We start from the raw sequence: 23,556 nt of genomic DNA, 5'->3' as shown, positions 1-23,556 counted from the left end.
TTTTATTTGGGTATATTCTGTCTAAATAAAAAACCACAGAGCGCTGTGAGGGACTCTGTGGTCTATAGTGGCTGATTAAACCCCTATGATACATCAATTAGGATACTTTAAATTAGATTAATAAGCAAGCTGATCTAAAATGTTTCGTTAAAATGAGGATTTTATAAAGAAATTCCAATGCACATGATATAATCTAACTACACTTACAATAAGAAGAAAGGATGAAATACTTGGCGTTACACGAAAATTCAAAAATAGCAGTTTACTCAAGAAAATCCAGAGAAGACAGAGATTCAGAAGATACGCTCGCCAAACATAGAAATGAGCTAGAATATCTCATAAAAAGAGAGAACTTTAAAAATGTTCAGTGGTTTGAGGAAGTTGTCTCAGGTGAGACTATTGATGAACGACCAATGTTCTCAATGTTGTTGCCCAGAATTGAAAATGGCGAGTTTGACGCAGTTTGTGCTGTAGCAATGGACAGACTCTCTAGAGGGTCACAAATTGATTCCGGACGGATACTTGAAGCATTTAAGCAAAGTGGGACATTGTTTATTACACCCAAAAAAATATATGATTTATCAATCGAAGGCGACGAAATGCTTTCTGAGTTTGAATCAATTATTGCTCGAAGTGAATATAGAGCAATAAAACGGAGAACGATTAATGGAAAGAAAAATGCCACAAGAGAAGGCAGACTGCATTCAGGGTCAGTTCCATACGGTTATAAGTGGGACAAGAATCTCAAAGCTGCAGTAGTTGTTGAGGAAAAGAAAAAAATATATAGAATGATGATTAAATGGTTCTTAGAAGAGGAACATTCTTGTACAGTAATTGCTGAGATGTTAAACGAACTGAAAGTCCCTTCCCCATCCGGCCGTTCTATTTGGTACGGAGAAGTTGTTTCTGAGATTCTCTCCAATGATTTTCATAGGGGTTATGTATGGTTTGGCAAATACAAGAAAAGCAAAAGCAACAACAGTATTGTTCAAAATAAAAATTTAGATGAAGTATTAATTGCAAAAGGTCATCATGAAACCATGAAAACTGATGAAGAGCATGCACTAATCCTGAATAGAATAGAAAAACTTAGAACATATAAATTGGCTGGTAGACGTCTAAATATGAATACCCACAGGCTTTCTGGCATTGTCAGATGTCCTTATTGTCATAAAGCTCAAGCTATAGAACAACCCAAAGGAAGAAAAAAACACGTTAGAAAGTGTTTACGAAAATCTGCTGAAAGAACAAAAGAATGTGAACAAACAAAAGGAATTCACGAAGAGGTATTGTTCCAGTCAATTATGAAGGAAATAAAAAAATACAATGAGGCTCTCTTCTCCCCTACTGAGCAAGATGTTAACGACGACTCCTACACAACTCAACTTATTGATTTAAGAGAAAAAGCTGTTAAAAAGGCAAAAGGAAGAATAGAACGCATAAAAGAAATGTACTTAGATGGGGACATCAGTAAAACAGAATACAAAGAAAAGCTGAAAATTTCACAAGAAACACTTCAAAAAGCTGAAAATGACTTAGCAGAATTAATTGCATCTACTGAGTTTCAAAATGCTCTTAGCGCTGAGACTAAAAAAGAAAAATGGAGTCATCATAAAGTGCAGGAGATGATTGAGTCTACTGACGGGATGTCTAACTCTGAGATAAACCTAATACTAAAGATGCTCATTAGTCATGTAACCTATACGGTCGAGGATTTGGGAGATGGTACGAAGAATTTGAATATCAAGGTCTACTATAACTAGGTTTGCGTCGTACTCAATCAATAATTCTTACGACAGATCCGGTTACAACGGGCGGAAAAAAGGCGACAAGCTTGCCGAAGAAAAAAGACAGCAGAATGACAAGCAGACCCGATGCCAAAATGCTTCCGTAAATGGCAGAAATCCCGTATTCCTTGCCGATGGAAATAATCGGCGCCACCGCGGTAAACGTACAGCCGAGCACAACGGGCAGGCCGATGCCGAAACATTTATTCCTCCATACTTGAAGCAGCGTAGCCGCCCCGCACATAAAAATGTCAATTGAAACGAGATATGTCAGCTGTTCTGCATTCAGTCCCAGCGCCGCTCCTACAATTAAGGGAACGACAACGGCGCCGGCATACATGGCAAGGACATGCTGGATACCGAGGGAAAGAGTTTTGGCATAGCTGTTTTTCATGAACGGACCTCCTGTACAAATGTCACTTTTCCGTCTTTAAGCGATTGAATTCTCGCCAGTGATTCGACACGGCATCCTTTTTTCACAAGCCCGTCTCTTCCCGGCTGAAACGACTTTTCAATGACAATGCCGATCCCGCAAACCGCTGCGCCCGCTTGTTTTACGATGGATAAAAGCCCTTCTGCCGCCTGTCCGTTCGCTAAAAAGTCGTCAATGATTAACACGCGGTCATCTTTAGAAAGATGACTGCCTGAGACGGCAATCTGACTTTCTGTTTTTTTCGTAAAAGAATAAACGGACGCCGTCAGCAGATCATCCGTTAACGTGAGAGACTTCCTTTTTCTCGCAAAAATGACGGGAACGCCGAGTTCAAGGCCGGCCATCACCGCAGGCGCAATGCCCGAAGATTCAATTGTGACGATTTTTGTGATACCGTCTTTTTCAAAACGGCGTGCAAATTCACGGCCGATCTGCTGCATAAGAACCGGATCAATTTGATGGTTTAAAAAAGAATCAACTTTCAGCACTTGGTCAGAAAGAACGATTCCGTCTTCTTCTATTTTTCGTTTTAATGCTTCCACAATGATTACCCCCGCTTATAGAAAATAAAAAAGCATTGCCCGCTCTCAATAAAAAGAGCAAGCAATGCCGAATGTCTACACGTAACGGCCGAATAAAAGCCGTTCCATTGCTCACTCATAGTCGGACATTTACGGTGACCGGTAGAAACTTGCGTGCCATATCCACGCGATTATATGAGTGTTCGTATGATATTAATCAAATTATAACAAGACCCGCTTATTTTGCATAGAGAAATTTTAATAATCACGAACTTTTTTCGAACAATTAATCTCTATTATTCGTCTTTTCGGTTTAGAAAAACACCCGGTATACACCGGGTGTTTCGTTTATAGAAATAAATTCGAATATTTGCCGACAAGATACTCAATGAGGTATTGAACGTTCAGCTCTTCTCCCGTTGCATCTTTAATAATGTCAAGCGGCAGTTTGCGTCTTCCGTGCTGATGAACCTTTTCTGTCAGCCATTGTTTGATCGGCTCAAAATCGCCCCGTTCGATTAATTGATCAAATTCAGGCAAATCGTCAAGCATGGTATTCTTCAGCTGAGCCGCATACATATATCCGAGCGCATAGGAAGGGAAATAACCGAAATCTCCGCCAGCCCAATGAACGTCCTGCAAAATACCTTTTGCATCAGACGGCGGCGTAATACCTAAATAATCATGATATTTTTGATTCCACAATGCAGGCAGTTCCTCCACTGACACTTCATTACTGAAAATCGCTTTTTCAATTTCATAACGGATAATAATGTGAAGCGGGTATGTCAGCTCATCCGCTTCAATTCGGATAAAGGACGGTTTCGCCTCGTTGACGGCGCGTACAAAATCCTCTCTTTTTACATCTTGAAATTGATCAGGCGAAGCCTCAATCATTTTTTCATAATATGCGGTCCAGAAATGTTGATTTCTGCCGATAAAATTTTCATAAAATAACGATTGGGATTCATGAATTCCCATGGATGCACCGTCAGATAAATTTGTCCCGCTCAGCGCTTCGTCAATATTCTGCTCGTAGATTGCATGCCCGCATTCATGAATCGTTCCGAAAATCGCGGTACGGAAATCGTTTTCGTCATATCTGGTCGTCACCCGCACATCGCCGCGGTTGATTGTCGTCATAAACGGATGCACCGTCTCATCCAGGCGGCCGCCGTCAAACTCATACCCGAGCTCTTTTAAGAAGTACAAGGAGAGATCTCTTTGTTTTTCTTTCGGAAACGTTTTTGTGATAAAGGCGGTGTCCGGTTTATTGCCGGATGCCGTCACTTTTTTGACTAAGGGAATGATCGCTTCCTTCAATTCAGAAAACAGCTGATCCAGCACCTTTACCGTAACACCCGGTTCGAAAATATCGAGCAATGCGTTGTACGGATGATCCTCATAGCCCCAATAAGATATAAACCGCTTATTAAAATCAATCAGCTTCTCAAGATAAGGAGCAAACATGGAGAAATCGGAGGCCGCCCTTGCTTCCTCCCAAGCCGTTTCAGCTTTTGATGTCAAAATGACATATTCTTTATACTCTTCTTCAGGAATTTTTTTATTATGGTCATAATCTTTTTTTGCCAGTTCCGCCGCTTTCACTGTATCTTCAGAGAGCTCCTTTGCATGCGCGAGAAGGATGTCAATCAGCTCTTTCATCCGGTCGGATGTCTGGATTTGAAAAACGTCAGCCGACAGCTGTCCGATGCTTTCCGCACGGTCATCGGAGCCTTTTTTCGGGGCTCCCGTTCTTGAGTCCCAATGCATAAGCGCAATGGCTTCTTCATAATGGGATACTCTTTTTAACAGATCAAAAAACTCTTTTTCATATGTATGTATATCCATATCGGTTCCCTCCCTTTTCACTATCAATTACAGGCTAATGGAACGCTGTGATAAAGTCAACTTGTTGGTTTTCCAGAATTTAAAAAAGCCGCAGGATAAAAATCCTGCAGCATTTGTTTTTATACGATTTTTGGTGTAACAGGCAAGACCTTTTTGATCTCGGACAAGACCCGTTCACTTTCTCCGCCCGCATAAATAGATATGGTTCCGCTGTCCTGATTGGAGCGGATCAGGCGGCCGATTCCCTGCCGGACTCTCAGCAGCATGTACGGCAGATCAACTTCCTCAAACGGATCTTTTTTCGCTCCGTTCCGCTTCGCGGTAAACACAGGATCATGAGGCGGATACGGCAATGCCCAAATGGTCACATTTCGAAGCGAGTCACCCGGAATGTCAAGACCTTCCCATAAGTGGACGGAACAAAGCACGGATTTTTCATCCCGCTGGAATTTTTCGACCAGATTACTGATCTCTTCGTCACCTTCGTAATATATCGGATACGGCAGCTCCCATGCGGCAGCCTGTTCTTTAAATTCCTTCATGTCTTCAAAGGAAGGGAAAAGAACGAGGGTTCGGCCTTCATTCTCCTTAATCGTATCAATCGTTCGGACTGTTTTCTGCTCAGACGTCATATCACCGTGAAGAGAAACAGACATTTGCTCCTCGTAATCGTACGGTGACTCAACAGTAAAGGATAAAGGATCGCGGATTCCGAGACTGTCTGCAATATAATCAAATGAACCGCCCTCAGAAAGAGTGGCTGATGAGAAAATATAAGGGATCTTTTTAGAGAAGACCTTTTCTCCAAGCACTTCGGCTACAGTTCTCGGCATAACGACAAATGTTGAGTCCGTATCCTGCGTTTCAAGCCAGCTGATGGCGTCCTTTTGATACAGTGAAAGTGAATATGTCATTTGTTCGACGTATTCTTCTACGACTGACAGCTCGTACTTATCGATCGTATACATTTCCGATTCAAATACCAGCGCTTCGCCGATTTTATCGAGCAGACGGCACAGTTCATCAGCCGCACGCTTCACGCGCTGGTCGTTTTGGATGTCCAATCGGTGAGAACCGGCGATTTCCTTCGATTCCTCTGAAAGCACGTAGAAAAACTCATCGTTTGCAGCAAGGGAATCTTCAATCAGTTCGGCAAATTCTTCTCTGATGTCATTTTGAAGCAGGCGCTCTAAAAACAGCTCAAGCGTCGATTGCTTCACGCGATAGGTTAACGCTTTTTGCGCGGCGAATTCCAGAAGGTGCCCTTCGTCAAACACGACGGCGCTGTGATCCGGCAAAAGCGGCAGCTGCCCTTCCCTCTTGCGTGATTCTTCCGTCCATACATGTTCCATGTAAAAATCATGGGAGCAAACGATCAGGTCCGTTGATTTTCTGTAATGATCTCTTGAAAGTGTTAAACCGCATCTATGTCTCATATCACATGTTAAACAATCCTGGAAGGAATCATAGCTTACGCTTGACCACTCTTCATTCGTCAGATCAGCGTACTGCTTGCGGTCTCCGTACGGATAAAAGCGCTGCATCGCTTGTGACTCGTGCACGAATGAAGGCAGCGACTCATAAAGGTCCAGCCACTTTTCATCATCAGAACGCTGCATCGTTTTTTCAAGCTTTTTCAGACACAGGTACTGCTCGTGGGATTTTGACAGCCGAGTATCAATCTGTAAATCCAAATGTTCTGTCAGCTTGGATATGTCGCCTTCTTTTTTGACAAGCTGTTCAATTAACGTTTCATCGGCACATGCAATAATCGCCGGTTTCCCCGTATATCTGGCATAGCTGATGGCAAACAGCAGATACACCAGCGTTTTCCCCGTACCGACTCCTGCCTCAGCGAACATGACCTTTTTTTCTTTAAATGCCCGTTCAAGCTGAAACGCCATAAATACCTGCTCATCCCGAAGGTCAAAGCCTTTTTCGGGAAGGATATCGTAAAACACGTCACCAATCCAATTGTTCAATTCTTCGTAAAAATTCTTTTCTTTTGTTAAAGCAAAAGGCAAACGTGATGTTGTCACCCAACTCCAACCCCTAACTATTCGGCATTCAGACCATCTATAATATCATTTAACCCTTCTTAATACAACAAAAAAACTTGGCCGCGCCAAGTTTTTTGATTTTCATTTCCGATTAAAGATATGCAAACATAAAAAGGGATGGTCTGTTGAATGTGTATGTTTTACTGCATTTTCAAGATCTTCCTGTGCGTGAGTCATGGCGGAAGGATCGAACTCCTCTCCAACTTCCTGCAGCTGGGAAGAAGTTGCGGCTAGCGCCTTTTGTATCTTACTGAAGTGCTCGCTGTTCAGCATAAAATAGATCACCTCTCAAATAGAAATAATCATCATTCTATGCCGATGCTTCACTTTCTATACATGCCTTCCTGAATGATTGGCACATGACCTGCACAAACTACAACAGATATTCGATCGAATATCCATCTTCACAAATTTATTCTATCCGGGAGTGATGGTTACATGAGTTATAAAGATCGATTAGATCAGCATTCTGAATTGTTTCATCACAATTGGACACGGCCGAAACGCTCTAAATCACAGGTGAACGGCCACACCGAAATGTCCCAGACCAACATTATTTTACGGAGCAATGCAAAAGCGCACCGCTGGTAATGGCAGAATAAATGTAAAGATGCCGGAGAAGACGCTGTTTCAGGCGTCTTCTCTTTGTTGCGGCTTTTTCCGCTGCGGCCGCACTTTAGCCCAGTACTGATAATAATCCGTTTTGATAAAACCGTTAAAGAGCTTGCGTTTTTTTGTCGCTTTTCTTCCGTAAACCTCTTCAAATTGTTCATTTGACGTTAACATGTAGATAGACCATGTATCAAGAGATTCAAATGCCCGGCCCATTTCTTTATACATCCGCTCGACTTCCCTTTTTTCGCCGAGCCGTTCGCCGTACGGAGGGTTTCCGACGATTACGCCGAATTCGAGTTTCGTCGTGAAGTCCTGCACCCGCATTTGCTTGCATTCAATCAGGTCTCCAAGCCCCGCTTCTTCAGCATTTTCTTTTGCGATGTTGACCATCCGATGATCCACGTCACTTGCAAAAATTTGCAGCGGCTGATCATAATTCGCCTTTTCTTCTACTTCAAGACGTGCCTTGTCCCACACTTCTTTTCCGATCCATTCCCAGTCTTCTGAGACGAAATCACGATTAAAACCGGGCGCAATGTTTTGCCCGATTAAAGCGGCTTCAATCGCTATCGTGCCGGAACCGCAAAACGGATCGACGAACGGACGGTCAGGCGTCCAGTTCGTTAACAGAACTAAAGCGGCAGCGAGCGTTTCTTTTATCGGGGCTCCGCCCTGGTCAACCCTGTATCCCCGTTTATGAAGGCCTGTTCCCGATGAATCCAGCGTGATGACGGCTTTATCTTTTAAAAGCGAAATCTCCACTTTGTACTCGGGACCCGTTTCTTCAATCCATTCATTTTGGTTTCTTGATTGCAGTTTTAGCTTTTCCGCTATCGCCTTTTTGACGATCCGTTGGCAGTCAGGCACACTGGCAAGCACTGATTTCACGGACTTTCCGATAACGGGAAATTTTGCGTTTTCCGGAATGTATGCGCGCCAGTCAATCGCTTTTGTTTTTTCAAACAGCTCATCAAACGTTTTTGCCTGAAACTCGGCGACCTGTACTTTGATGCGGTCAGCCGTCCGCAGCCATAAGTTAGCGCGGCAGATCGCAAGCGCGTCCCCTTCAAAAATGACTTTTCCGTTGTCTACTTTGCATTCATACCCTAAATCACGCACTTCTTTGGCGACAATCGCTTCAATTCCCATCGGCGCCGTCGCGATTAGTGTGTACTTCTTCATCGTATCACCCTGTCTCTTTTCAGCTTTCGTTTCATTCAAGATAAAAGCTCCCCTTTAAAGGAGAGCTCTAATTTGTCATATCAATAAATGTTTAACGTTCTGTAAGCCATGTTTTGTTCCGTCGTACTGCAATCGGCTCATCACCTCGTACTCGGGCGGCAATCATCTATCTACAGAAAGCATTCTGTCCTTCTATCTGTTCAGTTCCTTCAAGAAGGTTCCCCTACCAAAATTTGGGTTTCTCGCTCGAGGGGTTTACCGCGTTCCACTCTCAACATTTCTGATGAGACTTCGTCACTGTGGCACTTTCAAGGATACTCAGCCATATCCGGAGACTTAGGCTTTTTTCCTGCCGTCAGCCTATCAAGGCTGCCCTAGCTTATTTCTTCGCTAGGCACGAACACTACGGGCATCTCAGCACCGTGCGAGCATGGACTTTCCTCTACAGATTCAAAGATCTGCAGCGATTACCCGAACGTTAAGAACACTTGTTCATTATAAAGCAACTTGTCTCATTTGACAAGTGCATCTGTCTTATTCGTCGTAAAGCTTGCTGCCGAATACATGTTTCTCAAGGTTGGACAGCCTTTTCAGAATGTCAAAGTTGGTCGTATTCGACTGCACCGGCTGTTTTTTGCTTGCTTCTTCAAGCTGTTTTTTCAGCTGCAGATTTTCCTGCTGAAGTTCTTCAATTTCTTGATGGAAGGTTTCATAATCCTTAATAATCATATCTAAAAATTTGTCAACGTCTTCTTGTCTGTAACCTCTAACGCCTGTTTTAAATTCTTTTTCCAAAATGTCTTTCGCAGAAAGCTTTACTTTATCAGCAAGCATCTTTTTCACCTCGTATCGTGAATCATCATGTTATATTTTATTCAGAAACACGTCCCGTTGTCAAATGTTCTCTGACATGTTATGTAAAGAAGTCTTCTTCTTCAACGGCAGCCCGGAGATCGTCCATCGTAATCGAATAAATCGGATAACCGTCTTTTTCACGGCGTTTTTCCGCCTGCTGCAGCATATATTTCGGCGATCCTTCCATTTCAGGATCATATAAAAGCAAAAGCGCATCTGACTTTTCAATAAAAAACGCGTTTTTCTGCCGGAATTGAAGCGGGCTTTCATATGGCCGATGCGTCAGGCTCTCCTCATAATCTGCCTGTGCAAGCACAGATTCATACATTTCTTTATTCGGTTCCTTCCACTTTTCTTCCTGGCCGTAGAACGGCGTGATTACAGCAACCTTTAATTCCGGATACTCTTCCCTGAGATCGTACGCCGTTTCTGCCGCCCATAGTTCCGTCCCCAGCTGTCCCGATATGAGAATCCATTCCAAGCCTTCGTCAAGAAAGCTTCTGAGTCTGGCTTCTATCGCCTTTTTTATATAAACGAGCGCCCGGTCATCATGTTTAAAGATACCGAGTTCAAACGGCTTGTACCCCGTTACGGCTAATACTTTCAATTGATCACCTGCTTTAAAAAATGGGGCTCCCATCGGGCCCCATTTTGATTTGCTGATATCCTTACCGACCATGCTTAAACGTTCAATACTAATGATCGCAGCAAGGGCTTCCGCACTGAAAATGCTGGTGAGTTGTCGGGTCAACATTTGAAAAAGTGTGCGGAAAGTAATGAACGTGCTCAAAGTTGTGGTGATTTACGTTAGTTGTATGTTGCGGATGAATATGCGGCACAACCGTGTTAGTAAAACAATGGTGTTCACAGCAATTAGTCGGATGAACAATCGGCGGCATTACGTTTGGTCTGCAGCAATGATGATGATGATGAAACATGCTAAATCCCCTCTCCATTAACTTTTATTACACTGTTAGGTTATGAAGATAAGCGGGTGCATGTTCTAATTCAATCACCCAATTTAGAAGTGCATCAGCAGACTGTCTTTAAAATTCGAAAATACAAACGCAATCAAAAAAACCACGACAAAGAACAAGTAAAAAACACCTTTATACATACCAACTCTCCCCTATAAATAACTAACGCTATTTTACAGGATGCGGCACCATTCTACAACAAAATCGATGCTGATTCAGAAAAAAATATTTTTGGCGAAACAGCTCGGCTTTTGCGCTTTCCCGGGCAATATTTCAAGAGGAATATTTCCTCTTCAGCCGAGCAATTCTCACATGGAGTTTCTCGGCTTCTTTTTCCGATATTTCCCCGTCTTTTGCGGCCAGCTGCGCGGCCTGCAGAGCTTTTTTGAAATCTTTTGCATGATGCTCAAAATAGATCGCCAGCTCAACCGCTGATTGATGTCTGCATATGTGAAGATCAGAGCCCGTCAGTTCCTCCCAAAGGGGCACTGCGTCTTGCCTGCGGTTTTGTTTTTTATAAAGCATCGCTAAGTCAAAAAGGGCCCGATCCGAATCTTCAAAGGCTTTGCCTCGCAGCGCTTCCAGCTGTGAAACAGCCCGATCGGTTTCTTTATGGGCGATAAACCACTTCGCCATGGCGTAGGCTTCCTGATGTTCTGACGTCTGATCAGCGGAAGCAAAAATCTTTTTTGACATATGGATGTAAAGAGCAATAAGGGAGAGCACGTCTTGTTCATTATGCAGGAGCACTCCCTTTAAAAGATCGGGATCTTCCGCCTTTAAAAATTGGAAATACAGCATCGGCGCCAAATACCCGGGCGTGTCTTCATCTCTTTTAAAGGCAAGCTCTTCATTTTCAACCGCTGAAAGCGATACACGCTCCAGTTTATGTTTCCAAAGCCGTCTCGCCCCGTGCAGAAGATCAAAGTGGCCGAATTCAGGAAGTTTCGGAAGCCTGTCCCGAAGCAATGTGTGTCTTGTTTTGACCTGAGGCCAATCAAAGGCTTTGCCGTTATACGTAACAAGGGACGTAATGTCAACCTCACTTAAAAAGCTTTGGTAAAGAGCCGCCTCGTTTCCCGGCTTGGGGAGCAGATGCTGTTTGACTGTGACACGGTCTTCATATACCCTCGCATGACCGAGCAAAAAGATCATATTGCCGGCCCCGCCGCCGAGTCCGGTCGTTTCAGTATCAAAGAAAAACAGCTGGCTCTTTTCGTATCCTTCGGCTGATAAAGTATGTGTCAAACCGCCTTTATTCCATAACGCCATGACGTCATCAAGTTCACTGAAGCTGTACCGTCCGTGGCGGTGCGAAAGCGGATAAACGGTTTCGCGGATAAGACAGTATTCATCCTCAAAGAAGAAAGGCTTAACTCCGAATGCCTCCCATTCTTCTCTAAACGGGACTTCAATATCCGGGTCCGAAAGCGAAGAAGCAGCAGGCTTTATTTCAGCTTCCGGAATATTCAGGTGGTTTTTCATCCGCTTTAATTTATTTTTCAAGGACATCTTTCGTCCCCCTTTTCTTTTACACGTAATTCAAGAGCCGGAGAATCGCTTTCTTTGCATCTATTCCCTCTATTTCGGAGCCGATGCAGGAAGGACATCCGTCTTGACATGGACATTGTCTGATCAGACGCTTAGCCCCTTCATTGATTTCATCAAATCGTTTATATACTTCATCAGCAAGTCCGATTCCGCCCGGATAATGATCATACAAAAAGATTGTCGGCAGTCCCGTATGAGCTGCTTTGATCTGCGGCACGACATGCACGTCATTTCGGTCGCACATGACGTATACAGGCACGATATGCTGCAGGACGTGAGCAATGCCTAAAAGCAGCTGCTCAAGCGTTTTTTCGCCGATCTCAGAATCCGTCTCTTTTAATTCAAGCCAGGCTGCACTTGTATGCAGCTCTTCTTCAGGAAGATGAATCGGTCCTGATCCTATATTTTCAAATGTCGTCATTTTTATTTTTTTAAATATCGTCGGAAGGGCATTCACGGTCACGTCCCCGAAATGGATGGCCGTTTCCCTTCTGCTGTCCGTTCTGTCGATTTCCAGCACTTTCAGCTGCACCGCTAAATTGGCATCCGTATAATATTCGACATCGACTTTTCGCACGTATGCTTTTTTGTGCTCCCAATCAAGCTTTTCAACCTGATATTGCACCCCTTCATGAAGATAAATCGCTTCATCATGAAGCAGCGTCATCGCGCTAAAGCGGTCCATTTCTCCGATAATTTTTACATCGGCCGTCTCTGATTGGTCCACGATGACCACGTTTTCCTGCGAGGCCGAACGAAGACTGATGTTTGAAGCGGGAAATGAATCGCTCGCCCAGTGATATCGTTCACGATTTTCATGAAGCACCCCTTCTTCTTCTAAATACTCGAGAATGTCTTTTGCCTCATTTTCTCCGAATGTTTCATCGGCTCTGAAAGGCAGCTCATACGCCGCGCATTTCAGATGATCGACCAGTATAATGAGGTTATCAGGATTAATCCGTGCAGATTCAGGCGAGCGTTTAAAGAAATAATCAGGGTGGCGCACAATATATTGGTCAATCGGATCAGAGTTCGCGACCATCACAATCAGCGCCTCCCCCTGCCGCCGTCCGGCCCGGCCCGCCTGCTGCCACGCACTCGCGACACTGCCCGGGTATCCCGTCATCACGCAGACCTGAAGCTGGCCGATATCAACGCCGAGCTCCAGCGCATTTGTGCTGACAACACCGAGAATACTGCCGTCTCTTAATCCCCGCTCTATTTCTCTTCTTTCTTTCGGAAGATATCCGCCGCGATAGCCTCTGACAGACTTCGCGCCGATTTCTTTTTTTACGATTTCCTGAATGTGGCTTAAAATAATTTCAACCCTGACGCGGCTTCTTGCAAAAACAATCGTCTGGATCTTATTTTTCAGAAATGTTTTGGCTAGCTCGTTCACTTCCACGGTGGCGCTTTTTCGAATATGCAGCGGTTTATTCACAATCGGCGGATTATAGAAAGCAAAGTGCTTTCTTCCGCTCGGAGCGCCGTTGTCGTCAATCAGCCTGACAGGATTTCCCGTCAGCTGCTCCGCCAATTCCCTCGGATTGGCGATTGTTGCGGATGTGCAGATAAATGACGGCGTGCTTCCGTAAAAGGCACAGATTCTCATTAAGCGGCGGATGACGTTTGCCACATGGCTGCCGAATACGCCGCGGTACGTATGTAATTCATCAATGACGATATATTTCAGGTTTTCAAACAGACTCACCCATTTTGTATGATGGGGAAGAATGGCTGAATGAAGCATATCGGGATTAGTAATCACAATGTGTCCGGCCTTTCTGACCTTCTGCCTGATGGCCGGAGAGGTATCGCCGTCGTAAGTAAAACTTTTGATGTCCATGCCCATCTCATCTATGATTTCGTTCAGTTCGCTTTTTTGATCCTGCGCAAGCGCCTTTGTCGGAAATAAATAAAGCGCGCGGCTTGTGGAATCTTCCGCAATAGACTGGAGAACCGGAAGATTATAGCACAAAGTTTTTCCGGAGGCCGTCGGTGTGACGGCCACGATGCTTTCTCCGTTTTGAACCGTCCGGAAAGCGGAGTATTGATGGGTAAAGAGCCGTTCGATTCCCCTCTTTTCGAGAGCCGCCCGGATCTTCGGGTCCACTTGATCGGGCATTGGCATGGTTTTAGCCTCCCGCGGTTCCTCTTCATGCCAATGCACAATATTTTCGTGATCTTTTAATTCCTGAATCAGTTCGCTCAGTGATTTTTTCTTCATCGTTCACACCTCTTTATGAGGTACAGTTTACCGAATATTTGTTTGCCTGGCTAGATGAAAATACTGTACAAGAAAAAAAGCAGGGAATCAGCCCCTGCCTACTTCATTTTTATTGTAAAAAGCTCTGTTTGTCCTTTTTTCGCTTCATTTGCGCCTGCAAATTGCAAAGGCTCCGCGGCATCGCCGTTCATAATGACCATAGGGATGACGGTGCTGCTTGCTTTTTCTTTTATTAAATCCAGATCGCAGGTTAAAAGCAGGTCGCCTGTCTTGATTTTGTCTCCTTCTTTTACGTGTGCTTCAAAGCCTTCTCCGTTCATGTTGACGGTATCCAAACCGACATGTATCAAAAGTTCCGCTCCGGAAAGGGTGCGGATGCCGACTGCGTGTTTTGTATGAAACAGCTGAATCACTTCACCCTCAGCCGGTGAAACAATATCTCCGTTTGCAGGTTCGATGGCGATCCCGTCTCCCATCATTTTTTGTGAAAATACAGGATCCGGCACTGAAGCCAAATCCATCACCGCTCCGTCAGCCGGAGAAAAAATCACTTCCTCGGCCGGCTTTTTCCGGCTGTCTCCCAATCCGAATAATTTTTTCAGCAATGTGTTGTGCTCCCCTTCCTAAATGTGAGTCCGTTACCAGTTTATTCTCCACTATTTAACCATACTTTCTTTTTTCCTTCAATTCTTAACCATACGGGATACCAGTGCATAGTCTGTTGTAAAAAGGCGGTGATCCTATGGAACAAAATGAAGACGATAAACGTTATTTAGAAAGAAATGAAGACATCCTCAGCCATGCGATGGATCAATTTTTTCACTCAGGCCCCTTCTCAGAATTGATGCAGGGTTTTCAGCATCTTGTCAATTCTGCTTTTACTGAAGCACAAGTAACGATTGACGTCAGAGAAGAGCCCTCGGGCCTTGCGGTTGACATCAGCGTCCCTCCGACGTTCCGTGACGGGGATATGCTGGTGGAAACGAAAGGGTGCTACCTCCACGTGACAATCCGGCACGATCACAAGCAAGCCCATTCTTCCCATGTGTCTTCAAGCATGACAAGAACCGTCGTCCTCCCTTATGAGGTGCGTGAAGAAGATATGGAAACATCCTGGAATGAGCACACGCTTACCATCTTTTTACCTAAAAAATAAGCATGAATGATAGATATCATTCATGCTTTTTATTTAAAGATACTGGTAAATCCTTTCACCAGCGATCCGACCTGGTTTACGGCGCTTACCATCTGCCCCGTTGTATCTATCATTTTATTAAAGTCAAACTGTCCATTTGTCTTTTTAAACTGTGAGAGTATCCCTGAGAATTGGGAAGGCTGCTGCTGATTCGGTCTGGGAACGGGGTAAGGATTCACAAATCCCGGCGGCCCCCCGGGCATGCCTGCCTGAGGCGGGGCGGGAGTGTACGGCTGCTGCATATGACCGTATTCCTGATTCGGATAAAATTGCGGCGGAAACTGCCCTTGCTGATGATACGGCGGCGGCTGCAATGGCTGTATTTGCTGCGGATACGGCTGCGGCTGTAATGGCTGCATCGGCTGCTGATTCGGCTGCTGCAGCGGCTGTATCTGCTGCGGATAGACATATCCCGCCGGCTGCTGGTACATATTTTGATACGGCTGCGCTCTCCATTGCATATGACATTCCCCCTGTGCCTCTCGCTTAGTTTCTTCTATATATGTATGAATCCCGCCTTGGTTATGTGCTTTTGGAAAGCCTCATCTTTGTCAAATGCTGTCGAAAGTCTTAATTTTTTAAAAACAGAAAAAAGTCGAATCGTTGTGTTAACATAATCTCAACATACATGAGAGGGGATGCACCATTATGAACGTATCATACTTAAGAAAACGTTTTGCAGAAGTGAAAAAATATGAAACAGATTGTGCAGATAAACTGATGGACTTTGCCAAGTTCCTCTATATTCAAGGCCATCTCACCGCAACCGAATTTCGTAACAGTATGAAGGTTCTCGAAGCAAGTGGAGCAGAAAACCCGGCGTATGAATAACATACCCGACCCCTTTATATAAAAGAAGGCAGCTGTTTCAGCTGCCTTCTTTTTCAATTTCATCCCTCAATATACGAAGCGTATATAAAACAGATTCAGTTAGATCCTTGTATCTTTTTTTATGAATATGATGAACATATGATTGGAGCATCAGCTCTCCGAAATTTTCTGAAACAGCCTGAATTTGGGCGTGATGAACGTATTTCGGACGGTTTTCCTGAATAAACGCAAGCGCTGCTTCAGTCCAAATCGCACAAAGCCGGTCTTTTTTTTCAACATCGGGTTTAATCACGTCAAAAAAATCATATGAACGGCCGGTTTCTTTTCCTTCCTGATATCTTCTGTCGGCTTCAAGAGCCGCCTCTATCATTTGTACTGTCAGTTCCAATAACGACTGTGTCTGCAAACGGACTCACCTCAGTACATATCGTACCAAAGTTTTCACATAAAATCAGCTGATCCGGCAGGCTCTCGGCAAATCCTTTTTACGACGGTCAGTCAAAAACAGATCATCAATGCAAACATGAAGCTCGCGGGCCTCTTCTTCAATGCGGGCAAGCCGGTCCTGCCTGATTTCTTCAGCTTCCGCCTGACAGGACTTAACTGCCTGTGTAAGAGTCTTTTCAGCGGCAGAAATCCGGACTTCGATATCAGAAAGCAGACGGAGAATATCAGCCTTACTCGTGTAAACAGACATTCATGTTCCTCCCTTTTGTCACTTGCGTCTCTCCTGATATAATTCTCGTTTTCATACCGCTCTCCTCCGCACCTGACAAAACTAGAAGCAGTTCGGCAAACAAACAGAGATTAACCTAAAAGACGGACTTTTCGACAAAAAATTGCCGCAAACTTTGTATGAACCGGCACGTTAATGCAAACGATACAGTTGAGGAGGTGCCGTATGAAAACGAGACCGAAAAATGCAGGTAAACAGCAAAAAAACGAATCAAAAACGACTGATACGCTTGATAAAAAATTAGGCGGCCCAAACCGCCCTTCTACGTAAGACACCACCCGAAACCGCAGCGAACGGTTTCGGGCTTTTTATTTTTTAAGCCACTCTTTAACCGCAAAAAGCGCGTGGAGCTCCCGCCTTTTCTGTAAATACCAGTCCGTCAGTTCAAGCTGTTTCGGCATTTTCTCCTGTAAAAAAGCCCCTTTCCTTAACCTTTTTTGAAACCAATCCGCCTTTTTGCCGTCTAATGAGTGGGCAACAATCGGATAAGTTGTCCTCAGCATCGGTGACGTTCTTTTTTTGATGCCGATCATTTTCTCCATATCAAAGCGCGAGCCGGTATGTGGAACGGTATCGAGAAAACGGTAAAAAGAAGCGTGAAGATCAGGACTGAATAAAAGACGGGCAAGCTGTTTTCCGAGCGTAATTCTTTCTTCTGTTTTTGAAAACCGTTTGACGGAAATTCCGTATAAACATCCGTCAAATGAGGGGAATATCACCGTGTTAAAGTGAAACCAATCACTTAAATAAAAAGGAATCGTACCAAAAACATTCTTTTTAAACGAAGGATTTTGTATAATAGGTGCTTGGATAGTGTTTTGTTCATTTATAATAAGAGCATACATGAGCCGTTCCGTATCTCCGTCACGCCAAAAGCGGAGCCATTCTTCCTGCATGAAAGCCGAGACGCGGAAATAAGGAAGATGACAGAAAAGAGGTTCGCCGATCTGTTTTGACCACTGGTAGATCAGAAGCTGAGGATAGGCATCAGAAAAAATCAGCCAATTCGCCCTCTCATACGAGAGGAAAAACCAGTTTTTCTGCCTGCTGTCAAGACCTTCCTGATAAAGGACGCCTCTTAAATCAGTCATCGACCAGCCCGCATTACGGGACACAAAAGATGCCAAAAGCGGCCATTTGATCTCAGGATGGCGGTCATAATATGCTTTATAGGCATTTGTCCGGGAAATGTTATCGGCATTTTTTATTTTCGTCTCTTTTTCGATCTGATGAAGAATGGCGGTTACGGTCTGTCGTTTATGCACGTTCATTCACTTCCGTCACTATGAGTTTGATAAGGAGGATGGAAAAAGTGATTCGGTATCCGAATGGAAAAACTTTTCAGCCGAACAAAACGGTTTCATCCCAAAACAGCCAGAAACGGTCCCATTCATACAGTAATCGCGGCATGACCCTCGAAGACGACCTGAATGAAACGAATAAGTATTATCTGGCTAACCAAATTGCGGTCATTCACAAAAAGCCGACACCCGTCCAGATTGTAAACGTCCATTATCCGAAAAGAAGCGCCGCAGTCATTAAGGAGGCTTATTTTAAGCAGTCTTCGACAACCGATTACAATGGGATTTATAAAGGGCGCTACATTGATTTCGAAGCAAAAGAAACAAAAAACAAAACGGCATTTCCCCTGCAGAATTTTCATGACCATCAAATTGAGCACATGAAGCAGGTGGTCAGGCAAGACGGCATTTGTTTTGTTATTATATCCGCTTTCGAAAAGGTTTATTTCCTCGAGGCCGACAAGCTGTTTGTCTTTTGGGAGAGAAAGGAGAACAACGGCAGAAAGTCGATTCGCAAAGACGAATTAGAAGATGCTTCCTTTCCGATTTCCCTTGGATACTCACCGAGAATTGATTATATTAGTATTATTGAACAGCTTTATTTTTCGCAGGGACAGTAGACTGAGCGAAAGGTTGATTAACGAAAGGTTGAGATGTTATGTCAGATCAATTTAAGAGCCGTGAAGAACGCCGCAAGGCTAGGCAGACGAAAAGCCCCAAGTCTTCTTCACCGAAAAAAGGAAAGAAACAGCGTAAAGGCGGTTTATTCAAAAAGATTGTGCTGTCTTTGGTTATTCTGTTTGTCCTTGGCATAGTCGGCGGAGCCGCGGCATTTGCCGTTTTAGTTTCCGGTGCGCCGTCTTTGGACGAAGCCAAGCTGAAAACGCCTTACTCTTCAACAATTTACGATAAAAACGGCAAAGAAATCGCGGAAGTGGGCGGCGAAAAACGAACCTACGTCCCGATTAAAGATATACCCGATGTTGTGAAAGAAGCATTTATCGCAACAGAGGACGCCCGTTTTTATAAGCACCACGGAATAGACCCGATCCGGATCGGCGGCGCCTTGGTCGCCAACTTTACGGATGGTTTCGGTTCAGAGGGAGGAAGCACGATCACCCAGCAGGTTGTGAAAAACTCGCTTTTGACCCATCAAAAAACGATTAAGCGGAAAGCACAGGAAGTGTGGCTTTCACTGCAGCTGGAGCGCCATTATTCTAAAGATGAAATCTTAGAAATGTATTTAAACAGAATTTATTTCTCACCGCGCGCCTACGGCGTCGGTAAGGCGGCTGAAGAATTCTTCGGCGTAAAAGATTTGAGCAAGCTTACGGTTGAACAGGCGGCCACGCTTGCCGGAATGCCGCAAAGCCCGACCGGATATAACCCGGTTAAAAACCCGAAGGCTTCCGAAAAACGCCGGAACATCGTTCTCAGCTTAATGGAAAAACAAGGATTCATTTCAAATTCTGAATACCAAAAAGCGAAGAAAGTGTCCATGAAAGATGAAGGCGTCGTCAGCCAAAAGGAATACGATAAAAAGGACACAAATAAATACAGCGCTTTTGTCGAAGAAGTCATGAAAGAAATTGAGACAAAAGAAAAGAAAGACGTCGATATTTCAACTGACGGATTAAAAATTTACACGACCCTTGATACGAAAGCACAAGATTATCTTGACCAATTGATGAACGGCGACACGGCCGGCTTTACCGAAGGCATGCAGGGCGGCGTCACCCTCCTTGATACGACAAACGGAGAAATCCGCGCCATCGGAGCAGGTCGGAATAGAACTACTGGGGGATTCAATTATGCAACACAAGGTAAAACCCAGCCAGGTTCAACGATAAAACCGATTCTTGATTACGGCCCGGTCATTGAAAATAAAAAATGGTCGACGTATGAGCAGATTGACGATTCTGCATATACGTACTCTAACGGCACACCGATCCATGATTATGACAATAGATACAGAGGCCAGATATCAATGCGAGAGGCCCTCGCAGACTCACGTAATATCCCTGCTTTAAAAGCATTCCAAGCAGTTGGAAAGGATAATGCCGTGGACTTTGCAAACGACCTGGGATTAGGTTTAAACAAAGATCAAGTATATGAGCCCTATTCTATCGGCGGTTTTGGGGATGATAACCGCGGTGTATCTACTATGACCATGGCAGGCGCCTACAGTGCGTTCGGAAATAACGGAACGTACAATGAACCGCACGCGGTCACATCGATTGAATTCAATGACGGCACTAAGCTTGATTTAACACCGAAACCGAAGAGTGCTATGAGCGATTACACGGCGTTCATGATTACCGATATGCTTAAAACAGTGGTGCAGTCAGGAACGGGTAAACTGGCTCAAGTACCGAATGTGGAAGTCGCCGGTAAAACGGGTACGACAAACTTCACTAAAGGTGATATTCAAAAATATAACATTGCTCCAGGCGGAGTTCCGGACTCATGGTTTGTCGGCTACACCCCTCAATATACAGCGGCGGTTTGGACCGGTGTTGAGTCTGGCAACAAAGCAGGCAAGAAATCACTGTCTTCTGCAGACCAGCAAGTTGCAAAACGGATTTTCCAAAAGCTGATCTCATACGTTGATGACGGTAAAGGAAGCTTCAAGCAGCCTGACAGCGTCGTAAAAGAAACAGTTGAGAAAGGCTCGAATCCTGCCGCTTTAGCCGGACCAAACACGCCGGATGATAAAAAAGTGACGGAGTACTTCGTGAAAGGAACGGAACCTACTGCCGTTTCTAAAACGTACGCGAAAGAAAAAGCAGATAAACCGACTGGCTTGCAAGTGAAATACGACAAAGATAAAAAATCATTAACTTTAAGCTGGGATTATGACGGCGATGCAACATTCAATGTCAAACAATCCGTTGACGGCGGAAGTTACAGTGACATTCAAAACAGTTCGGCAAAAGAAGCCGTCGTCTCAGATGTCACCCCTGGCTCCACATACAGCTTCCAGGTGACAGCGGAAAATGATGACGGAAAAAGCGATACGGCATCAGCATCTTTCAAAGTTCCGAAAGATGAAGAAGACAATGCAGATAAAGATAAAACGACTGACGATGAACAGAAACCTGATGATAAGGATAAAGACAAGACCCAAACCGATGATTCGAAAACAGACGATAATCAGACAGATACGTCAGACGGATCGGATCAATCACCAACCGATGACCCGAATAAAAATCCGGATCAATCCGATCAGGATCAAACGGATAATAACAATCCGAATCAGCCTGGTAACGGGACGGATAACAACGGACAGCAAGATAACGGCTCTGATAATGGTTCCGATACCGGTTCAGACGGTTCGAAAAAACCTGACAGCGGCCAGAAGGACAAAAACCAAGACTCATCTTCAAATGTCAACGGGCAGTCCAATTCGTCAACCATCCAGTCAAATCCCGCTCATTAGCGGACGGAATCCTTCACCTCAAACAGGTGAAGGATTTTTTTCATACAAAAAAACCTCCTTTTCTTATAAGGAGGTTTTTATGATTTGTTCATAGCTTCATATTTATGATATTGTTTTTTCATCTCCGTCATCAATTCGTCCAGCTGAATAAACGAGTGAAATTGAGTCGGTTTTGTTAAAATAAATGCCACTCTCTCCGCCCAATTAATCGGCTCCGCGGGAAAATGCTTGGTTTCAAGCACAGACCAATCGAGTGAGGTGACCCGCTCCCCTGCCGTCCAATGAAACGCGGCAATCAGACAGGCAATCCCCTTCAGCATATCATTTTGATCACACCTGGATTTTCTTGTTTGAAAAACAGGAAGCAGCGCTTCTTTCGTTTCGTTCCAAATCTGAAAAAGAAACGGAACATATTCGCTCCTTTCCGTCCACGGCTGCACTTTTGGCTGACTGCTGAAATCCATATACAGCGGATGCCGGCGCAAAGCCGCTTTGACCTCTAAGCTATCCAGATCCGTAAGACTGCGCAAGTATGTTTCATAGCCTGCCAGAATATTAATCGCCGTCACCGTTTCACCAGCCCTTTTTTGTCACGCTTTTGCCCTTCCCTGCATAACGAAAGCAAAGGACATTCCGCACAGCGGGGAGATTGCGCTTTACAATGATACCGCCCGAAAAATATTAATCTGTGATGTGTGACAGACCAATCCTCTTTGGGCACTTTTTTCATTAATGTTTTCTCTACTTCCAATACAGAGTCCTTCCAGCGGCAGATGCCTAGCCTTTTCGAGACACGTTCCACATGAGTGTCCACAGCGATTGCCGGTACGCCGAAAGCAACGGATACGACCACATTTGCCGTTTTCCGTCCGACACCCGGCAGCTTCACAAGCTCATCCCGGTCTTTCGGCACTTCTCCGCCGTACTCTTCGATGATCATTTTGCTCAGTTTTTGAATATTTTTGGCTTTATTTCGGTACAGGCCGATTGATTTAATATCCTGCTGTAATTCTTCCAGCGGGACGGCAAGATAATCTTCAGGCCGTTTATATTTTTGAAATAGCGTTTTTGTCACTCTGTTGACGAGAGCATCCGTACATTGCGCAGATAAAGCGACTGCCACAACCAGTTCGAAAGGATTTGAATGGACAAGTTCACATTCTGCGTGCGGAAACATATCACCGATTTTATCAAGACAATATTCAATCTGCTTTAAATTTAACACGTTTCTCCCCTTCTCAAGTTACTGTTCCAGCCAATTGTAAAAAGGCACCTGTCTCGTATACTCTTTTTGCGGTTCATTTTGTTTCGTCTGAACACGCCGGAATTTTTGGCTGTGCGCATTCGCCTGCTCAACCGTTTTGAAGCCGTTCTTTTTCCATTCAAATAAAATCCGGTCAATATAGCGAAAACTGAGCTTTCCTGATAAGACAGCTTCTTTTAGCGCATGTTTAATCAAAATCGCGTCATGCTGATCCTGGTCCTGCCATATGGCCAGCGTCTCACATTCAAGCGGAGACAGCGGCCTTCCAAATTCTTCTTCAAAGATGGTGTACAGGCTTTTTTGTTCTCTTTCTGACGTTCTTTCCTGCGTTTCATTTTGTGAATGCTGCATGTAATCATACAGCTTCGCCCATAACGGCTGCAGAGAATATTTTTCGAACTTTATGCCGTTATGGTCTTCACATTCTTCAATAAACAGAAAACCTTTTTGAATGAACATTCTCAGGCAGCTTGTACATTCTTCAGCAGAAATGGACATCCCTGACTGCAGTTCAAACGGCGTCGGAAAATAAGAACCCTTTTCCAAATGCATTTTAATCTTTAAAAGCAGAATCAATTCGGTTTCATTCAGACCGAGCTGCCGGTAATGTGTCAGCAGCAGGTTGGGAATGCTTGAAATGCCGAGTTCCTGCATATCTATAAATTGCTGTTTTTTCATCCTTACACCTCTTACTGTAAAAGGTTATCTCCGGGAGCTTTCCCCTTTACTTA

General features: G+C 44.3%; 25 protein-coding genes, 1 other RNA gene, 2 pseudogenes and 1 riboswitch. Of the genes and pseudogenes, 7 read left to right on the top strand and 21 right to left on the bottom strand.

Translation table 11 applies throughout. From position 1 onward, the window contains the following. The first annotated feature begins 221 nt into the window (after window positions 1-221). A complete protein-coding gene (locus AUL54_RS19675) occupies window positions 222-1,763 on the top strand; it encodes a recombinase family protein (RefSeq protein WP_060964927.1) in 1,542 nt (513 codons plus the stop codon). A gap of 19 nt (window positions 1,764-1,782) precedes the next feature. Here AUL54_RS19675 and AUL54_RS19670 read toward each other — a convergent pair. From AUL54_RS19670 to AUL54_RS19650, 5 genes and pseudogenes are all read right to left on the bottom strand, one after another. Next, window positions 1,783-2,181: pseudogene (locus AUL54_RS19670) on the bottom strand (solute carrier family 23 protein); the annotation flags it as partial. Further along, window positions 2,178-2,762, bottom strand: coding sequence for a xanthine phosphoribosyltransferase (gene xpt, locus AUL54_RS19665; RefSeq protein WP_060964925.1), 585 nt, complete (start codon window positions 2,760-2,762; stop codon window positions 2,178-2,180). The pseudogene AUL54_RS19670 and the gene xpt, both read right to left, overlap by 4 nt. Before the next feature lie 98 nt (window positions 2,763-2,860). Next, a riboswitch (purine riboswitch) is annotated at window positions 2,861-2,960 on the bottom strand. A gap of 129 nt (window positions 2,961-3,089) precedes the next feature. Beyond that, window positions 3,090-4,592, bottom strand: coding sequence for a carboxypeptidase M32 (locus AUL54_RS19660; protein ID WP_047475751.1), 1,503 nt, complete (start codon window positions 4,590-4,592; stop codon window positions 3,090-3,092). Between the two features lie 119 nt (window positions 4,593-4,711). After that, the gene (locus AUL54_RS19655; RefSeq protein WP_060964924.1) at window positions 4,712-6,631 is read right to left on the bottom strand and encodes an ATP-dependent DNA helicase; all 1,920 of its coding nucleotides are present in this window, start codon (window positions 6,629-6,631) and stop codon (window positions 4,712-4,714) included. 102 nt (window positions 6,632-6,733) lie between these two features. Next, entirely contained in the window at window positions 6,734-6,925 is a 192-nt protein-coding gene (locus AUL54_RS19650) for a hypothetical protein (RefSeq protein ID WP_060964923.1), read from the bottom strand. Between the two features lie 165 nt (window positions 6,926-7,090). Here AUL54_RS19650 and AUL54_RS20965 point away from each other — a divergent pair, with 165 nt between their 5' ends. Continuing rightward, complete coding sequence (locus tag AUL54_RS20965; protein ID WP_003153548.1) at window positions 7,091-7,243, top strand: YpzG family protein; 153 nt, start codon at window positions 7,091-7,093, stop codon at window positions 7,241-7,243. Window positions 7,244-7,282: 39 nt separating this feature from the next. Here the strand turns inward: AUL54_RS20965 and AUL54_RS19645 are convergent, their stop codons facing one another. The 9 genes and pseudogenes from AUL54_RS19645 to AUL54_RS19615 form a co-directional block, all read right to left on the bottom strand. Next, window positions 7,283-8,449, bottom strand: a complete 1,167-nt coding sequence (locus AUL54_RS19645) for a THUMP domain-containing class I SAM-dependent RNA methyltransferase (RefSeq protein ID WP_060965139.1) — start codon at window positions 8,447-8,449, stop codon at window positions 7,283-7,285. A 97-nt stretch (window positions 8,450-8,546) separates the two neighbouring features. Beyond that, window positions 8,547-8,928: RNase P RNA component class B (gene rnpB, locus AUL54_RS19640), an RNA gene on the bottom strand. A gap of 55 nt (window positions 8,929-8,983) precedes the next feature. Further along, window positions 8,984-9,283 (bottom strand): cell division regulator GpsB, encoded by a 300-nt coding sequence (gpsB, locus tag AUL54_RS19635; protein ID WP_003153541.1) that lies wholly within the window; start codon window positions 9,281-9,283, stop codon window positions 8,984-8,986. A 79-nt stretch (window positions 9,284-9,362) separates the two neighbouring features. Next, entirely contained in the window at window positions 9,363-9,911 is a 549-nt protein-coding gene (locus tag AUL54_RS19630; protein WP_029575374.1) for an SLOG family protein, read from the bottom strand. 88 nt (window positions 9,912-9,999) lie between these two features. Continuing rightward, window positions 10,000-10,242, bottom strand: coding sequence for a spore coat protein CotD (gene cotD, locus AUL54_RS20960; RefSeq protein WP_076982573.1), 243 nt, complete (start codon window positions 10,240-10,242; stop codon window positions 10,000-10,002). An 83-nt stretch (window positions 10,243-10,325) separates the two neighbouring features. Beyond that, a pseudogene (locus AUL54_RS21295) lies at window positions 10,326-10,433 on the bottom strand (hypothetical protein); the annotation flags it as partial. A gap of 121 nt (window positions 10,434-10,554) precedes the next feature. Next, window positions 10,555-11,793 (bottom strand): ribonuclease H-like domain-containing protein, encoded by a 1,239-nt coding sequence (locus AUL54_RS19625; protein ID WP_060964922.1) that lies wholly within the window; start codon window positions 11,791-11,793, stop codon window positions 10,555-10,557. 19 nt (window positions 11,794-11,812) lie between these two features. Then, the gene (locus tag AUL54_RS19620; RefSeq protein ID WP_060964921.1) at window positions 11,813-14,059 is read right to left on the bottom strand and encodes a DEAD/DEAH box helicase; all 2,247 of its coding nucleotides are present in this window, start codon (window positions 14,057-14,059) and stop codon (window positions 11,813-11,815) included. 98 nt (window positions 14,060-14,157) lie between these two features. Further along, the gene (locus AUL54_RS19615) at window positions 14,158-14,664 is read right to left on the bottom strand and encodes a PTS sugar transporter subunit IIA (RefSeq protein ID WP_016939058.1); all 507 of its coding nucleotides are present in this window, start codon (window positions 14,662-14,664) and stop codon (window positions 14,158-14,160) included. Between the two features lie 137 nt (window positions 14,665-14,801). Between AUL54_RS19615 and AUL54_RS19610 the strand changes: the two genes are divergently transcribed. After that, window positions 14,802-15,215: an Hsp20/alpha crystallin family protein gene (locus AUL54_RS19610; protein WP_045927220.1), complete on the top strand. Its 414-nt coding sequence runs from the start codon at window positions 14,802-14,804 to the stop codon at window positions 15,213-15,215. Window positions 15,216-15,244: 29 nt separating this feature from the next. Here AUL54_RS19610 and AUL54_RS19605 read toward each other — a convergent pair whose 3' ends face one another. Further along, window positions 15,245-15,715: a YppG family protein gene (locus tag AUL54_RS19605; protein WP_060964920.1), complete on the bottom strand. Its 471-nt coding sequence runs from the start codon at window positions 15,713-15,715 to the stop codon at window positions 15,245-15,247. Between the two features lie 187 nt (window positions 15,716-15,902). Here AUL54_RS19605 and AUL54_RS19600 point away from each other — a divergent pair, with 187 nt between their 5' ends. Beyond that, on the top strand, window positions 15,903-16,085 hold the full coding sequence (locus AUL54_RS19600; RefSeq protein ID WP_003153532.1) for a YppF family protein: 183 nt from the start codon (window positions 15,903-15,905) through the stop codon (window positions 16,083-16,085). A 37-nt stretch (window positions 16,086-16,122) separates the two neighbouring features. Here the strand turns inward: AUL54_RS19600 and AUL54_RS19595 are convergent, their stop codons facing one another. Together AUL54_RS19595 and AUL54_RS19590 are read right to left on the bottom strand one after the other, a co-directional pair. Continuing rightward, window positions 16,123-16,491, bottom strand: coding sequence for a YppE family protein (locus tag AUL54_RS19595; protein ID WP_060964919.1), 369 nt, complete (start codon window positions 16,489-16,491; stop codon window positions 16,123-16,125). 45 nt (window positions 16,492-16,536) lie between these two features. Further along, window positions 16,537-16,782, bottom strand: coding sequence for a DUF5446 family protein (locus tag AUL54_RS19590; RefSeq protein WP_016939062.1), 246 nt, complete (start codon window positions 16,780-16,782; stop codon window positions 16,537-16,539). Window positions 16,783-16,986: 204 nt separating this feature from the next. On the opposite strand from AUL54_RS19590, the gene sspM reads away from it, so the two are divergent. Further along, window positions 16,987-17,091, top strand: coding sequence for an acid-soluble spore protein SspM (gene sspM / locus AUL54_RS19585; RefSeq protein WP_016939063.1), 105 nt, complete (start codon window positions 16,987-16,989; stop codon window positions 17,089-17,091). 38 nt (window positions 17,092-17,129) lie between these two features. Here the strand turns inward: sspM and AUL54_RS19580 are convergent, their stop codons facing one another. Then, window positions 17,130-18,092, bottom strand: a complete 963-nt coding sequence (locus AUL54_RS19580) for a DUF2515 domain-containing protein (protein ID WP_032864901.1) — start codon at window positions 18,090-18,092, stop codon at window positions 17,130-17,132. Between the two features lie 41 nt (window positions 18,093-18,133). Between AUL54_RS19580 and recU the strand changes: the two genes are divergently transcribed. Continuing rightward, window positions 18,134-18,742, top strand: coding sequence for a Holliday junction resolvase RecU (gene recU / locus AUL54_RS19575; RefSeq protein WP_029575375.1), 609 nt, complete (start codon window positions 18,134-18,136; stop codon window positions 18,740-18,742). A 38-nt stretch (window positions 18,743-18,780) separates the two neighbouring features. Further along, entirely contained in the window at window positions 18,781-21,561 is a 2,781-nt protein-coding gene (locus AUL54_RS19570; protein ID WP_060964918.1) for a PBP1A family penicillin-binding protein, read from the top strand. Between the two features lie 77 nt (window positions 21,562-21,638). On the opposite strand, the gene AUL54_RS19565 is transcribed toward AUL54_RS19570, so the two are convergent. From AUL54_RS19565 to dnaD, 3 genes are read right to left on the bottom strand one after another with little or no spacing between them, the layout of a single operon-like run. Beyond that, on the bottom strand, window positions 21,639-22,130 hold the full coding sequence (locus AUL54_RS19565; RefSeq protein ID WP_060964917.1) for a YpoC family protein: 492 nt from the start codon (window positions 22,128-22,130) through the stop codon (window positions 21,639-21,641). Beyond that, entirely contained in the window at window positions 22,127-22,786 is a 660-nt protein-coding gene (gene nth / locus AUL54_RS19560) for an endonuclease III (RefSeq protein WP_016939068.1), read from the bottom strand. Before nth ends, AUL54_RS19565 begins: the two co-directional genes overlap by 4 nt. A gap of 18 nt (window positions 22,787-22,804) precedes the next feature. After that, window positions 22,805-23,503: a DNA replication protein DnaD gene (gene dnaD / locus AUL54_RS19555; RefSeq protein WP_060964916.1), complete on the bottom strand. Its 699-nt coding sequence runs from the start codon at window positions 23,501-23,503 to the stop codon at window positions 22,805-22,807. Window positions 23,504-23,556: the final 53 nt, after the last annotated feature.

It is taken from the genome of Bacillus sp. SDLI1, assembly GCF_001553895.1.
GTDB classification, from domain to species: Bacteria; Bacillota; Bacilli; order Bacillales; family Bacillaceae; genus Bacillus; species Bacillus siamensis.
The sequence above is the reverse complement of the archived record's forward strand: the minus strand, read 5'-3'. Positions and strand labels throughout refer to the sequence as shown.

Bases quoted from the DNA above. Each gene is read 5' to 3' on its own strand.
- AUL54_RS19600 (WP_003153532.1), top strand. From the start codon at position 15,903: ATGAACGTATCATACTTAAGAAAACGTTTTGCAGAAGTGAAAAAATAT.
- AUL54_RS19580 (WP_032864901.1), bottom strand. From the start codon at position 18,092: ATGAACGTGCATAAACGACAGACCGTAACCGCCATTCTTCATCAGATC.
- AUL54_RS19590 (WP_016939062.1), bottom strand. From the start codon at position 16,782: ATGTCTGTTTACACGAGTAAGGCTGATATTCTCCGTCTGCTTTCTGAT.
- gpsB (WP_003153541.1), bottom strand. From the start codon at position 9,283: ATGCTTGCTGATAAAGTAAAGCTTTCTGCGAAAGACATTTTGGAAAAA.
- dnaD (WP_060964916.1), bottom strand. From the start codon at position 23,503: ATGAAAAAACAGCAATTTATAGATATGCAGGAACTCGGCATTTCAAGC.
- AUL54_RS19660 (WP_047475751.1), bottom strand. From the start codon at position 4,592: ATGGATATACATACATATGAAAAAGAGTTTTTTGATCTGTTAAAAAGA.
- AUL54_RS19675 (WP_060964927.1), top strand. From the start codon at position 222: ATGAAATACTTGGCGTTACACGAAAATTCAAAAATAGCAGTTTACTCA.
- cotD (WP_076982573.1), bottom strand. From the start codon at position 10,242: ATGTTTCATCATCATCATCATTGCTGCAGACCAAACGTAATGCCGCCG.
- AUL54_RS19650 (WP_060964923.1), bottom strand. From the start codon at position 6,925: ATGCTGAACAGCGAGCACTTCAGTAAGATACAAAAGGCGCTAGCCGCA.
- AUL54_RS19570 (WP_060964918.1), top strand. From the start codon at position 18,781: ATGTCAGATCAATTTAAGAGCCGTGAAGAACGCCGCAAGGCTAGGCAG.
- AUL54_RS19645 (WP_060965139.1), bottom strand. From the start codon at position 8,449: ATGAAGAAGTACACACTAATCGCGACGGCGCCGATGGGAATTGAAGCG.
- AUL54_RS19605 (WP_060964920.1), bottom strand. From the start codon at position 15,715: ATGCAATGGAGAGCGCAGCCGTATCAAAATATGTACCAGCAGCCGGCG.
- AUL54_RS19620 (WP_060964921.1), bottom strand. From the start codon at position 14,059: ATGAAGAAAAAATCACTGAGCGAACTGATTCAGGAATTAAAAGATCAC.
- sspM (WP_016939063.1), top strand. From the start codon at position 16,987: ATGAAAACGAGACCGAAAAATGCAGGTAAACAGCAAAAAAACGAATCA.
- AUL54_RS19610 (WP_045927220.1), top strand. From the start codon at position 14,802: ATGGAACAAAATGAAGACGATAAACGTTATTTAGAAAGAAATGAAGAC.
- AUL54_RS20965 (WP_003153548.1), top strand. From the start codon at position 7,091: ATGAGTTATAAAGATCGATTAGATCAGCATTCTGAATTGTTTCATCAC.
- AUL54_RS19625 (WP_060964922.1), bottom strand. From the start codon at position 11,793: ATGTCCTTGAAAAATAAATTAAAGCGGATGAAAAACCACCTGAATATT.